Source organism: Micromonospora sp. NPDC005252, from assembly GCF_042872475.1.
Classification (GTDB): domain Bacteria; phylum Actinomycetota; class Actinomycetes; order Mycobacteriales; family Micromonosporaceae; genus Micromonospora.
Map to the genome: position 1 here is coordinate 195,493 of NZ_JBIAKN010000001.1, position 12,908 is coordinate 208,400.

General features: G+C 71.4%; 10 protein-coding genes. 7 read left to right on the forward strand and 3 right to left on the reverse strand.

Annotation, left to right across the window (positions count from 1 at the left end):
- Positions 1-19: 19 nt before the first annotated feature.
- Both ACFYPH_RS00900 and hppD read right to left on the reverse strand, forming a co-directional pair.
- Positions 20-754, reverse strand: coding sequence for an RDD family protein (locus tag ACFYPH_RS00900; RefSeq protein ID WP_355065000.1), 735 nt, complete (start codon positions 752-754; stop codon positions 20-22).
- An 11-nt stretch (positions 755-765) separates the two neighbouring features.
- Entirely contained in the window at positions 766-1,971 is a 1,206-nt protein-coding gene (gene hppD, locus ACFYPH_RS00905) for a 4-hydroxyphenylpyruvate dioxygenase (RefSeq protein WP_354857418.1), read from the reverse strand.
- A 130-nt stretch (positions 1,972-2,101) separates the two neighbouring features.
- Between hppD and ACFYPH_RS00910 the strand changes: the two genes are divergently transcribed.
- From ACFYPH_RS00910 to ACFYPH_RS00930, 5 genes are all read left to right on the forward strand, one after another.
- Positions 2,102-2,608: an Lrp/AsnC family transcriptional regulator gene (locus ACFYPH_RS00910; RefSeq protein WP_355065001.1), complete on the forward strand. Its 507-nt coding sequence runs from the start codon at positions 2,102-2,104 to the stop codon at positions 2,606-2,608.
- A gap of 79 nt (positions 2,609-2,687) precedes the next feature.
- Entirely contained in the window at positions 2,688-4,130 is a 1,443-nt protein-coding gene (locus ACFYPH_RS00915; RefSeq protein ID WP_387177973.1) for a PQQ-binding-like beta-propeller repeat protein, read from the forward strand.
- Positions 4,131-4,244: 114 nt separating this feature from the next.
- Entirely contained in the window at positions 4,245-5,912 is a 1,668-nt protein-coding gene (locus ACFYPH_RS00920; protein ID WP_355065003.1) for a fumarate hydratase, read from the forward strand.
- Positions 5,913-6,168: 256 nt separating this feature from the next.
- Positions 6,169-9,150 carry a BTAD domain-containing putative transcriptional regulator gene (locus ACFYPH_RS00925; RefSeq protein WP_387177976.1) on the forward strand — a complete coding sequence of 994 codons (2,982 nt, stop codon included), beginning with the start codon at positions 6,169-6,171 and terminating at the stop codon, positions 9,148-9,150.
- 35 nt (positions 9,151-9,185) lie between these two features.
- Complete coding sequence (locus ACFYPH_RS00930) at positions 9,186-10,595, forward strand: class II fumarate hydratase (RefSeq protein WP_387177979.1); 1,410 nt, start codon at positions 9,186-9,188, stop codon at positions 10,593-10,595.
- 180 nt (positions 10,596-10,775) lie between these two features.
- Here ACFYPH_RS00930 and ACFYPH_RS00935 read toward each other — a convergent pair whose 3' ends face one another.
- A complete protein-coding gene (locus ACFYPH_RS00935) occupies positions 10,776-11,069 on the reverse strand; it encodes a hypothetical protein (RefSeq protein ID WP_354857409.1) in 294 nt (97 codons plus the stop codon).
- 791 nt (positions 11,070-11,860) lie between these two features.
- Between ACFYPH_RS00935 and ACFYPH_RS00940 the strand changes: the two genes are divergently transcribed.
- On the forward strand, positions 11,861-12,673 hold the full coding sequence (locus ACFYPH_RS00940) for a Scr1 family TA system antitoxin-like transcriptional regulator (RefSeq protein ID WP_387179291.1): 813 nt from the start codon (positions 11,861-11,863) through the stop codon (positions 12,671-12,673).
- Entirely contained in the window at positions 12,664-12,846 is a 183-nt protein-coding gene (locus ACFYPH_RS00945; RefSeq protein ID WP_355135717.1) for a DUF397 domain-containing protein, read from the forward strand. Before ACFYPH_RS00940 ends, ACFYPH_RS00945 begins: the two co-directional genes overlap by 10 nt.
- Positions 12,847-12,908: the final 62 nt, after the last annotated feature.

The following is a 12,908-nucleotide window of genomic DNA, read 5'->3' on the forward strand; positions in this document are numbered from 1 at the left end:
GGCCTGCTGGTTTGCTCGCTCACGAGGCCACCTTAACGACGATCGTTTCGGCTGCCTTGTCGTGGAGGCACTGCTGCCAGGGCTTGTCCCAGAGCTGCCAGAACCCGTCGAGGTAACTGCCCCCGGGCACCAGGCCGGCGAGTTGCTGCACCAGGTACCGCTTGGCGGCGGTCCAGCGGTCGAGGGTACGGGTCGGATCGAGCGGCACGACCCGCAACTTCATGGTCTTCTTGCCGAGGGTCTGGCCGGTCCGGAACATCATCTCGACGTAGTACACGTACGAGAGCACGAGCGAAGCGGCGATGATCGCGAGGTCCAGCCACAGCAGGGGCAGCACGAGGTCGTGGTAGAAATCCGGCTCCGCCATGGTGCCGTCCGACGCGACCTGGAAGAGGTCCGGCGCGATGACGACGAAGAAATAGATCATCGCGGGCACGGTGAACACCAGGCCGACCACCATGAAGACCGCGCAGTCGATCAGGCCGGCCAGCAGCCGGTCGCTGAAACTGGCGAGCGGCTGCCCACCCGGGCTCAGCGTCGGCGGCGGGGCCATCGGCCGGGGAGGGCCGGGATACCACGGCGGTGGGCCGTAGCCGAGCGGCGCGTACTGCGGTGGAACCGTGTACCCGGGTGGGGCGTGGTGCGGTGGCACGGCGTACCCCTGGGGGATCTGTCCGGGCGGCGGCGCGACGCCGCCGGCGGCGGGCGGAGGCCCACCGACCGGCGGCGTCGGGTACGGCGGAGGCTGCGTCACGCTCGACAGTGTTACAGGTTGCCGCGGGCTTCCTGCTCCCGCTCGATCGCCTGGAAGAGGGCCTTGAAATTGCCCTTGCCGAAGCCCAGCGAGCCGTGCCGCTCGATCAGCTCGAAGAAGACGGTCGGGCGGTCCTGCACCGGCTTGGTGAAGATCTGGAGCAGGTAGCCGTCCTCGTCCCGGTCGACGAGGATCTTGCGGGCCTTGAGCTCCTCGATCGGCACCCGCACGTTGCCGATCCGGGCGCGCAGCTCCGGGTCCTCGTAGTACGAGTCCGGGGTGTCCAGGAACTCCATGCCGGCGGCGCGCATCGCGTCGACGCTGGCCACGATGTCGTTGGTGGCGACGGCGATGTGCTGGGCGCCGGGGCCCTGGTAGAACTCCAGGTACTCGTCGATCTGCGACTTCTTGCGGGCGATGGCCGGCTCGTTGAGCGGGAACTTCACCTTGCGGGTGCCGTTCGCCACGACCTTGCTCATCAGCGCCGAGTAGTCGGTGGCGATGTCGTCGCCGATGAACTCCGCCATGTTGGAGAAGCCCATCACCCGCTTGTAGAACTCGACCCACTCGTCCATCCGGCCCAGCTCCACGTTGCCGACCACGTGGTCGACGGCCTGGAAGAACCGCTTCGGCTGGAGGCCGGCGTCGATCATCGGCTGCCGGTCCACGATCGGGCCGCGGGCCACGAAGCCGGGCAGAAACGGGCCGCGGTAGCGGGAGCGGTCGACCAGGGTGTGCCGGGTGTCGCCGTACGCCGCGATGGCGGCCATCCGGACGGTGCCGTTCTCGTCGCTCACCTCGTGGGGCTCGACGACGCCGGTGGCGCCCTGGGCGACGGCGTGCGCGTACGCGGCGTCGACGTCCGGCACCTCCAGCGCGATGTCGCTGATCCCGTCGCTGTGCTTCGCCACGTGCTCGGCGCCGTCGGCGTCCGGGCGGACCGCGCCGGTCAGCACGAACCGGGCCGAGCCGCTGGTCAGCACGTACTGGGCGTGGTCGCGGTAGCCCTGCTCCGGGCCCCGGTACGCCACGCAGGTCATGCCGAAGGCGGTGGAGTAGTAGTGGGCGGCCTGCTTGGCGTTGCCGACCAGGAAGTGCACGTGGTCGAGCCCACGGACGGGGAACGGGTCGTGGCTGATGTCGTGGTCGACAGCGCCGACGAGCCGGTCGACGTCGACGTCCTCGGTCGACTGGGGTCGGTCGATCGCCTGGGTCATGGTGGCCTCCCTCGCGTACCGGCCGGCCTCGTGGGCCGGTTCTTGACCGAAGGATCGCGGTGCGGGCGTCGAGTGGGCAACTGTCGGCGTAAATGCTGGTCAGGTTGTGCATTCGGTATGGTCTTGACCCGTGAAGGGTGAGCAAGCTGTGCAGCTCGACGCGCTCGACGTGCGATTGGTCGAACTGCTCGCCGAGGAGCCGCGGATCGGGGTGCTGGAGTGCTCCCGGCGGCTCGGCGTGGCCCGGGGCACCGTGCAGGCCCGGCTGGACAAGCTGGTCGACCGGGGTGTCATCGGTGGCTTCGGCCCGGAGATCTCGCCGGCCGCGATCGGGTTCGGGGTGACCAGCTTCGTCACGCTGGAGATCAGTCAACGGCAGGGCCACGACCCGGTCACCGCTCACCTCGCGGCGATCCCCGAGGTGCTGGAGGCGCACACCATCACCGGCTCCAGCGACCTGCTCTGCCGGATCGTGGCCCGCTCCAACACCGACCTGCAACGGGTCATCGACCAGATCGTCTCGTCCGCCGGCATCACCCGCGCGTCGACGATCATCGCGCTGGCGGAGCAGATTCCCTACCGCACGCTGCCCCTGGTCCGCAGCGCCGTCCGGGCCGAGGGACGAACACCCACGTAACACCTCCGGGCCCAGAAAGCGCGGCGACACGGCGGCGCGGGGCGTACGGAAGATCCGTGATCGTGGCTACGGTGTGCGGGTGGCGAAGGGGAGCGTGCGCGGTGGGCTGCTGCTCGGCCTCGCCGTGGTCGTCGCCCTCGCCGCCACCGGCGTGTGGAACCCGTTCCCCGGCCTGTGGGAGTGGGTGGACCGCAGCGAACCCATCTCCGAGCCGGACGTGGTCTGGCAGCAGCGGGTCGGCGGCACCCCGCGCAGCGTGACCATCGCCGGCGACGCCGTCGTGGTCGAGCAGCGCACCCGGGTGGAGGCCCGCAGCCTGGCCACCGGCGCCCAGCTCTGGGAACGCAAGGCGGACTGGTCGGCGGTCGCGGGCGGCGACCGCGACTCGGTCGTCGCCGTGGGCAAGCTCCTGGTCAAGGGGTACGAGCTGCTCGACCCGACCACCGGGGCGACCCGGCGACGCGACGACGACGCCGTGGCCGTGTGGACGTACCGCAACCTGCTGCTGGACGCCCGCTGCACGGATGCCACCGACTGCACCCTGAGCGCGTGGGACCCCCGGGGCACCGCCCCACTGTGGACGGCCTTCCTGCCCGGCGTGCACAGCGGCCTGCTCGCCGACAACCCCGGCCTGCGCGGCACCCGCCGGCTCACCGCCACCCGCGTCGACGACGGGGTGGCCGGGCCGGAGCCGGTGCCTCCGCTGCTCGGCTTCCCGGTCGACGGCCGGGTGCACGTCGTGGACACCGCCACCGGCCGGGTGCTGCAGAACGTCGAGCCGGGCCGGGACGAGCGGCTCTCCGTGGTGGGCGGCCGGATGCTGCGGATCGCCGCCCGCTCCCAGGACGGCACCTGCTACTTCGCCATCTCGGCGCGGGATCCGGCGACGGGGCAGGAGGCGTGGCAGCGGGCCGGGGTCAACCTGCGCACCGCCGACACCGCCGGCTGCGTCCAGCGCGAGGACCCGCAGGGAGCGCGCAACGTCCTGATCGGCGTGGGTTCGGACGGCCGCGAGGCGGTCATCGACGGGTACGACGGGCGGCTGCTCTGGGTCGGCGAGGCGAGCACCAAGCTCGTCGCGGTCGACGACCGCTACGCGGTGTTCCGCTCCGCGGACAAGCGCTCGGTGGTGTCCCGTGAACTCGGCGCCGACCGGGTGCGGTGGACCCGTCCGGCCAGTGCGAAGGCCGGCGCCGCGCTCACCCCGTACGCGGCGGTGCTCGCCGACGAGAAGCCGTCGAGGTTGGTCGCCCTCGACCCGCGCAGCGGCCGGGAACTGGCCGTCCTGCGGACCTCAGCGAACGCCCTCGCCGTCGGTTCGCAGGGAATGATCATCGGTGAGGGGCGGGAGATCGGGTACGTCCGCTTCGGCGCCACCGGAGGTGCCCCCGTCCCGCCTCCCGGCGACGGTGGCAACCCCGGCCCCGGCGGCACCGGCCCCGGGCGGGGCAACGACGGCGACGGTGACTGCGGGCCCAAGGGTGAGCTGTGTCCCGATCCCGACGGCGGCAAGGACGGCTGAGCGGGCGGGACGTCGGTGCGCGGAGCGCGGCGGACCTCGGGGGATGAGAGCGGCGTCCCAGACCCAGCCCGGCGGGTGGGAATGATCGACCGGTCTGCCCTAGGCTTGCCGCTCATGAGCAGTGCCGCCGCATTCTCGTACGCCCCTCTGCTGCCGACCGGTCCCGACCAGACGGACTATCGCCTGGTCACCGACGAGGGCGTGGACGTCGTACACGGCCCGGGGGGCCGTCGTTTCCTCACCGTGGAGCCGGCCGCGCTCACCGCGCTGACCGCCGAGGCGATGCACGACATCGCGCACTTCCTGCGCCCGGCGCACCTGGCCCAGCTCCGGGCGATCATCGACGACCCGGCCGCGTCGCCGAACGACCGGTTCGTCGCGCTGGACCTGCTGCGCAACGCCAACATCGCCGCCGGCGGGGTGCTGCCGATGTGCCAGGACACCGGCACCGCGATCGTGATGGGCAAGCGTGGCCGGCACGTGCTGACCGACGGCGCCGACGCCGAGGCCATCTCCCGGGGCGTCTACCAGGCGTACACGAAGCTCAACCTGCGCTACTCCCAGCTCGCCCCGCTGACCATGTGGGACGAGCGGAACACCGGCAGCAACCTGCCGGCCCAGGTCGACCTGTACGCCGAGGACCCGGACGGGCACCCCGACGCGTACAAGTTCCTGTTCATGGCCAAGGGTGGCGGCTCGGCCAACAAGTCGTACCTCTACCAGGAGACCAAGGCGCTACTCAACCCGACGCGGATGATGCAGTTCCTGGAGGAGAAGCTGCGGCTGATCGGCACGGCCGCCTGCCCGCCGTACCACCTGGCCATCGTCATCGGCGGCACCTCCGCCGAGTACGCGCTGAAGACCGCGAAGTACGCCTCCGCGAAGTACCTGGACGCTCTCCCGACGCAGGGTTCGATGAGCGCCCACGGCTTCCGGGACCTGGAGCTGGAGGCGGAGGTGCTGGAGCTGACCCGTAACTTCGGCATCGGCGCGCAGTTCGGCGGCCGGTACTTCTGCCACGACGTGCGGGTGGTCCGGCTGCCCCGGCACGGTGCCTCGTGCCCGGTGGCGATCGCCGTCTCCTGCTCGGCCGACCGGCAGGCCGTCGCCAAGATCACCCCGTCGGGCGTCTGGCTGGAGCGACTGGAGACCGACCCGGCACGGTTCCTGCCCGACGTCACCGACGACTCGCTCGACTCCGAGATGGTCGTCCGGGTCGATCTGAACCGGCCGATGGACGAGATCCGCGCCGAGCTGTCCAAGTACCCCGTGAAGACCCGACTGTCGCTGTCCGGCCCGCTGGTGGTGGCCCGCGACATCGCCCACGCCAAGATCGCCGAGCGGTTGGACGCCGGTGAGCCGATGCCGCAGTACCTGCGCGACCACGCGGTCTACTACGCCGGTCCGGCGAAGACCCCCGAGGGGTACGCGTCCGGCTCGTTCGGCCCGACCACGGCCGGGCGGATGGACGCGTACGTGGAGAAGTTCCAGGCCGCCGGTGGCTCGCAGGTGATGCTGGCCAAGGGCAACCGGTCCGGTCAGGTGACCCGCTCCTGCCAGCAGCACGGCGGCTTCTACCTCGGCTCGATCGGCGGCCCCGCGGCCCGCCTCGCCCAGGACTGCATCAAGCACGTCGAGGTGCTCGAATATCCGGAGCTGGGCATGGAGGCGGTCTGGAAGATCGAGGTGGAGGACTTCCCGGCCTTCATCGTGGTCGACGACAAGGGCAACGACTTCTTCGCCGAGGTCACCAAGCCGGTGCTCACCGTCGGCCGCCGCTGACTGACGCGTACGCGAAGGGGTGCCGGGCGAACTCGCCCGGCACCCCTTCGGTCGTCCGTGCTCTGCCGACATCGGTGCGCCCCGCCCCTGGGGTGGGAGGGCGCACCGCCCCCGTCGGATGTCGTCACCGACAACCCGGATCGAGTCTGCGGCGCACCGCACTCGATCCGCTCTCAGATCACTATCACCAGACTGCGGCGATCTGTGATCGTCGGGCTACGCTGCTGGAAGTTGCGCCATCGACGCGGGGGAGCAGATGCGGTTCGGGATCCTGGGGCCTCTGCGCGTCGGCGGTGGCGAGTCCACCGTCACCGCTGGCCGGGACCGGGTCGTGCTCGCCATGCTGCTGCTCCGTGCCGGCCGGCTGGTGCCGATCGAGGAGCTGGTCGACGCGGTGTGGGAGGAGCGCCCGCCCGCGACCGCCCGGGCCCAGTTGCAGACCTGCGTCTCCCGGTTGCGTCGCCGGTTCACCGAGCTGGGGCTCGCCCCGGAAACCATCATCACCGATCCGGTCGGGTACGGCGTTCGCACCGCCCCGAGCGACCTGGATGCCGAGGTCTTCGCCCGCAGCGTCGAGGAGGCCCGGGCGGCCGCCGCGGCCGGTCGGCTGGCCAACGCGGGTGAGCGGTACCGCTCAGCCCTGGCCCTCTGGCGCGGGCCGGCGCTCGGCGGTATCCCCAGCCGCAGTGTTCGTCGCCGCGCGCAGGCGCTCGATGAGCAGCGCCTCACCGCCCTGGAGGAGTGCGTCGACGTCGAGCTACGCCTCGGGCACGCCGCGGAGCTGATCGACGAGCTTGCCGAGAGCGTCGACCAGCACCCGCTGCGGGAGCGTCTGCGGGGCCAACTGATGGTGGCGCTGTCCTCGGTCGGCCGACAGGCGGACGCGCTCGCGGTCTACCGGGAGGGCCGGCGCTCCTACGCGGAGGAACTCGGCATCGAGCCGGGCGCCGAGTTGCAGGCGCTGCATCAGCGCGTGCTCGCCGGCGACCTCGCCCTGGCCGGTCGGGAAACCCGACCGATCGCGCCGGTCCGGTCGCTGCCCCGGGCGATCGGTGACTTCACCGGCCGGCAGGAGACGGTGGCCCGCCTGGTCAAGGAGATCGAGGAGGACGGCACCCGGATCCAGGTGATCGATGGCATGGCCGGCAGCGGCAAGACGACTCTCGCCGTGCACGTCGCCACAGCCCTGGCTGACCGCTACCCGGACGCCCAGCTCTTCATCGACTTGCACGGGCACAGTGCCCGTCGTCCGCTGACACCGGCCACGGCCGTGGCCGCCCTGCTGCGACAGCTGGGCGTGCCAGCCGAGCGGATACCGGAGGACACCGACGACCGACTGGCGCTGTGGCGGACGGAGCTGGCCGACCTGCGCGCCCTGGTGGTGCTGGACAATGCGTTCGCTGCCGACCAGGTCGCGCCGCTGCTGCCCAACGGCTCGCACTGCCAGGTGCTGATCACCAGCCGTCGTCGACTGATCGGGCTCGACGAGGGCCGCCCGTCGTCGCTGCCGGTGCTCGACGCGGACGAGGCCATCGAGCTGCTCGGACGGGTGGTCGGCGCGGAGCGGGTCGCCGCCGAACCGGAGGCGGCGGCCGAGGTGGTGCGGCGCTGTGGCCACCTGCCGCTGGCGATCCGGCTGGCCGGCGCCCGACTCGCGCACCGGCCCCGCTGGCGCGTCGCCGACCTCGCCCAACGGATGCTCGCCGGGGCGGGAGCGCTGGCTGAACTGACCGCCGGGCAGCGCTCGGTGGGGCAGGCGTTCGCGCTGTCGTACGAGCAGGTCTCCCCTGCGGCGCAGCGGCTGTTTCCGCTGCTCGGCCTCTATCCCGGCGGACGGCTGGACAGTCGGGTGGCCGCCGCCCTCGCCGAGCTGCCCTTGACCGACACGCAGGAGCTGCTGGACGAGTTGGTCGACGCCCATCTGGTGGAGGAGGTGCAGCCGGGCCGGTACCGGTTGCACGACCTGCTCCGCGAGTACGCCCGCCTGCTGCTTGCCGCCCCCGAGCGGCAGGCCGAGCGTCGGGCCGGCCTGGAGCGGCTGCTCGACTACCACTTGGCCGTCACGTTGGCGATCGCCCGGACCATCGAGGCGGCGGGCAGTCGGCGCAACATTCCCGTGCACACGCCCGGCCGGCCCGACCTGGTGGCCGTCCCAGCAGCGCAGGGTCGGGCGTGGTTCGAGGAAAATCTCGTCGCGCTCACCGCCCTGATCCGGCTGGCCGGCGAGGAGGACTTCCCGGCTCAGTGCTGGCAGCTGGCCCGAGCCGGCTGGCGGCTCAACTTCGACGGCGGGCACCTTGACGAGCTGATCGAGACCCACACGATCGGCCGGCGGGCCGCCGAGCGGCTGGGCGACGAGGCGGCGGTAGCCGCGATGCTGAACTACCTCGCCTCTGCGTATTTCCGACTGGCCCGCTTTCCGGAGGCGATCAGGGTGATGGAGGTGGCGCTCGAGTTGCGCCGCCGGCTCGGACTGCGTGGCGACGTGCTCAGCACCCTGTGGAACCTGGGCGCCTCGTACGCCGCGAACGGTGACTTCCGGCAGGGCAAGGCGAAGTTCGACGAGGCGCTCGGCATGATCAACGGCCAGGGTGACGGCAACGAACTGACCAACCTGCTGAACAACCTGTGCTTTGCGCTGATCGGGTGGGGTCGGTACGCCGAGGCGCTGCCCATCGCCCGGCAGCACCTCATTCTGGCCCGACAGACCGGAGACATGGCACAGGTTGCGCATGCGTTCGGGCACCTCGGCATGATTCGCCACCGGCTCGGCGATCTGGGCCCGGCTCGTCGAATTCTGCGGCTTGCGCTGTACCTGAGACGCAAGGCGAGCAATCGATTCGGTGAGGGCGAGGTGCTCAACGAGATCGGTGTGATGGAGCGCGACGCGGGGAGGCCGGAACGTGCCGCGGCCCTGCACCGGGACGCACTGATGGCGATGATGGAGGCCGGCGACCGGATCGGTCAGTGCGCCTCACGTAACCTGCTGGCCCTGGCGATGCTGGAGCAGGGAGATGCCGCCAGCGCGCTCGACCTGCATCGCAGGGTGCTCGTCGACGCCGGCCGGCTGGGTGCCCGCTACGAGCAGGCGAGGGCGCTCCAGGGGATCGCCCGGTGCGTACGAAACACCGATCCGGCTGCCGCCCGACTGCACCTGACCCGTGCGCTGGGCCTGTACCGGCAGATCGACGTGCCGGACCGGCACGAGGTGGAACGGCTGCTCGCCGAGCTGGGCTGACGGATCATCTGCGGGTCGGCCACGGGCGCGGCAGGATGGTACGCGTGACGACTCCAGAGAGCACCGGCTACCGGATCGAACGCGACTCGATGGGCGAGGTGGAGGTGCCGGCCGAGGCGCTGTGGCGGGCGCAGACCCAGCGCGCGGTGCAGAACTTCCCGATCTCCGGGCGGGGCATCGAACCGGCCCAGATCAAGGCCCTGGCCCAGATCAAGGGTGCCGCGGCCGAGGTCAACGGCGAGTTGGGCGTGATCGACGCCAACGTGGCCGCCGCGATCGCCGCCGCCGCCGCGCACGTCGCCGACGGCGGGTACGACGACCAGTTCCCGGTCGACGTGTTCCAGACCGGTTCCGGAACGTCGTCCAACATGAACGCCAACGAGGTGATCGCGACCCTGGCGAGCCGGGAGCTGGGCTCGCCGGTGCACCCGAACGACCACGTCAACGCCTCCCAGTCGAGCAACGACGTGTTCCCGTCCTCGATCCACCTGGCGGCCACCCAGTTCATCGCGGAAGATCTGCTGCCGTCGCTGACCCACCTCGCCGAGGCGCTGGAGGGCAAGGCGGCCGAGTTCGAGACGGTGGTGAAGGCGGGGCGTACGCACCTGATGGACGCCACCCCGGTCACCCTCGGGCAGGAGTTCGGCGGGTACGCCGCCCAGGTCCGCTACGGCATCGAGCGGTTGGAGGGCTCGCTGCCCCGGCTGGCCGAGCTGCCGTTGGGCGGCACGGCCGTGGGCACCGGGATCAACACCCCGCTCGGCTTCGCCGCCGCCGTGATCGGCAAGCTGCGCGAGTCGACCGGGCTGCCGCTGTCCGAGGCGCGCAACCACTTCGAGGCGCAGGGCGCCCGCGACGCGCTGGTGGAGACCTCGGGGCAGTTGCGGACCATCGCCGTGGGTCTCTACAAGGTCGCGAACGACATTCGCTGGATGGGTTCCGGCCCCCGGGCCGGCCTGCGGGAGCTGCGCATCCCCGACCTCCAGCCCGGCTCGTCGATCATGCCGGGCAAGGTCAACCCGGTGGTGGCCGAGGCGATGCGGCAGGTCTGCGCCCAGGTGATCGGCAACGACGCGACAGTCGGTTTCGCCGGTTCACAGGGCGACTTCGAGCTGAACGTCATGCTGCCGGTGATGGGCCGCAACCTGCTGGAGTCGATCCGGCTGCTGGCCGCGGCGAGTCGGCTGTTCGCCGACCGCCTGGTGGCCGGCCTGGTCGCGGACGCCGAGGTCTGCCTGGCGTACGCCGAGGGGTCGCCGTCGATCGTCACCCCGCTGAACCGCTACCTCGGGTACGACGAGGCCGCCTCGATCGCCAAGGAGGCGCTGGCCAAGCAGGCGTCCATCCGGGAGGTCGTGATCTCCCGAGGTCACGTCGACTCGGGCACGCTCACCGAGACCCAGCTCGACGAGGTGCTCGACCTGCTCCGGATGACCCACCCCTGACCTGCGGGTGCCCTGCTCAGCGCGGGTCGCTGCGGTGTCGGTCAGCGGGGTCGCTCTGCGCGGGTCGCTGCGGTGTTGCTCAGCGGGTCGCCACGTGGTGCCGCTCTGCGCGGGTCGCTGCGGTGTCGGTCAGCGGGGTCGCCGCGGTGTCGCTCTGCGCGGGTCGCCACGCGGTGTCGCTCAGTGCGGGTCGCCACGCGGTGCCGCCCAGGCGAGGAACCGGGTGAAGAGGGCCCTCGGGTCCGGGCCGCCCTGGGGGTTGAGCCGATACAGGTCAGTGGCCGCGTCGTGCAGGACCGTGCACAGGTAGATGCTCAGGGCGATCTGGTCGTGGGCGTACTCCTGGCGGAGGGTGAGTCGGGCGACCGGGCACGGCCACGGCGCGGCGCAGACCCGGCAGAGCCAGAGTGGACGCAGCGGCAGGTGCGGTCGACGGGGCGTGGTCGCGCGGTCGTCCGGGGCGGTCCGGCACATGGTGTGGGAGTCCCTTCGAGCTGAATCGTCTCTGACGTCACCTCCCCGCGGACCGTCTCGCTTCGGCCGCGACGTCGCCGAGATCGTGGCCGATCGCGCGATGACCGCCATCCGTCTCAACCGACCTCAACAACCTCAACCCGCTTCAGATCTTGGACAGTTTCCGTTAGGCGCTAACGGAAACTGTCCAAGATCTCGAAGAATTCGCTCAGACGGCGCCCGGATGGCGCGGCGCTGCGCCAAGATCGCGCCGGATCGGGGTGCGATCGGTGTGGCCCGGCCGGTCGTGGTCGGGTCGGCGTGGTCGGGTCGGCGTGGGCCGGGTCGGTGTTGTGGGGTCGGGTCGGTGTTGTGGGGTCGGGTCGGTGTGGTCGGGCCGGGTCGGTGTGGTCGGGCCGGGTCGGTGTGGTCGGGCCGGGTCCGTGTTGTCGGGCCGGGTCCGTGTTGTCGGGTCGGGCCTGGTCGGTGTGGTCGGGTCGGGGTGGCCTGGTCGGTGTGGTCGGATCGGTGTGGTCGGGTCGGTGTGGCCTCGCTGGGGTGGTCGGGTCGGGTTGGTCGGTTGGTCGGTCTGCTGGGTGGGGCGGGACCGCCCGGCACGGGGGATCGGGCGGTCCCGTGCGGCGCCGCCGGGCCCGGGGGACGGGGAGCGGTGCCGCACTTCACAGTCTGGTGATCGGGCGACTACGGTCGGAAGGGTTTGGCCGGGTCGTCACAGCCGTCCTGTTTCCGGTGGTGACGCCGCTGGCGGCCGGCTGGAGTTGATCGTCGACGGGATGGAGAGGCGGCAGGTCATGGGCGATGGGCAGATGACGGCGGCGGCGTTCCTGGTCACCGAGCTGCGCCGGGCGCGCGTTCGCCGGGGCTGGAGTCAGGACGAGCTGGCCAAGGCGGTCAACTACTCGCCGTCCATGGTCAGCGCCGTCGAGTTGGGCCAGCAGCCGCCGACCGCCAAGTACCTGGAACTCGTCGACCGTGCCCTGGACACCGGCGGCCTCTTCGGCCGCATGTCCACCGAGCTGGTCAGCATGGACCGGACCCAGCCGTGGCTACGCGGCTGGCAGGCGCTCCTGGAGCAGGCACGCACGGTCCGCTGGTACGAGCCCCGGTATGTACCCGGGCTCTTCCAGACCGAGGGATACGCGCGCGCGGTCTTCGAAGCTGGCGGCCTGCTTGCCTCTGACGAGGTCGAACGGCGAGTGACCGAGCGGATGGACCGCCAGGACGTGCTGCACAGCGAACGTGCGCCGCAGATCGTGGCCGTGTTGGACGAGGCAGTGCTGCGGCGACGGGTGGGCGAGCGGAAGGTGATGCGCGATCAGGCGCTGCACCTGGCCAGCATCGCCACCGGGCACCCTCGGGTCCGGCTGCACGTGGTGCCGCGATCCGCCGAGGAGTACCCGGGGCTCGGCGGACCGTTCGCGCTCGCAGCCCTGCCCGACGGCACGGAAGTGGCCTACCTGGACAGCCAGGTTCGCGGCCAGGAGCTGGACCAGGAGCAGGATCTGGCGCGGTTGCAGCGGGTCTGGGAGGCTACCTTGGGCGAAGCCCTGCCCCCGCAGGCTTCCATCGAGTTGATGAGCGAGGTGGCCGAATCGTGGAGTTGACGGGCGCTCGGTGGCGCAAGAGCAGCCGCAGCAACCAGGACGGCAACTGCGTCGAGGTGGCTACGAACCTTGGGGGCGTGGTCGGAGTGCGAGACAGCAAGGACCCGGACGGGCCCGTGCTCGTGGTCGACGCGTACTCCTGGCGGCTCTTCGTGGTCGCGCCCCCGCGCTGACGCGACCGCCCTGCCCGCGACGGTGGTCGCGGGTCGGAAAAGACGTCGACGGGGTCGTCGGG

Excerpts from the sequence above, each read along its gene's own strand:
- hppD (WP_354857418.1), bottom strand. The coding sequence starts at position 1,971 with ATGACCCAGGCGATCGACCGACCCCAGTCGACCGAGGACGTCGACGTC.
- ACFYPH_RS00935 (WP_354857409.1), bottom strand. The coding sequence starts at position 11,069 with ATGTGCCGGACCGCCCCGGACGACCGCGCGACCACGCCCCGTCGACCG.
- ACFYPH_RS00925 (WP_387177976.1), top strand. The coding sequence starts at position 6,169 with ATGCGGTTCGGGATCCTGGGGCCTCTGCGCGTCGGCGGTGGCGAGTCC.
- ACFYPH_RS00920 (WP_355065003.1), top strand. The coding sequence starts at position 4,245 with ATGAGCAGTGCCGCCGCATTCTCGTACGCCCCTCTGCTGCCGACCGGT.
- ACFYPH_RS00940 (WP_387179291.1), top strand. The coding sequence starts at position 11,861 with ATGGGCGATGGGCAGATGACGGCGGCGGCGTTCCTGGTCACCGAGCTG.
- ACFYPH_RS00930 (WP_387177979.1), top strand. The coding sequence starts at position 9,186 with ATGGTACGCGTGACGACTCCAGAGAGCACCGGCTACCGGATCGAACGC.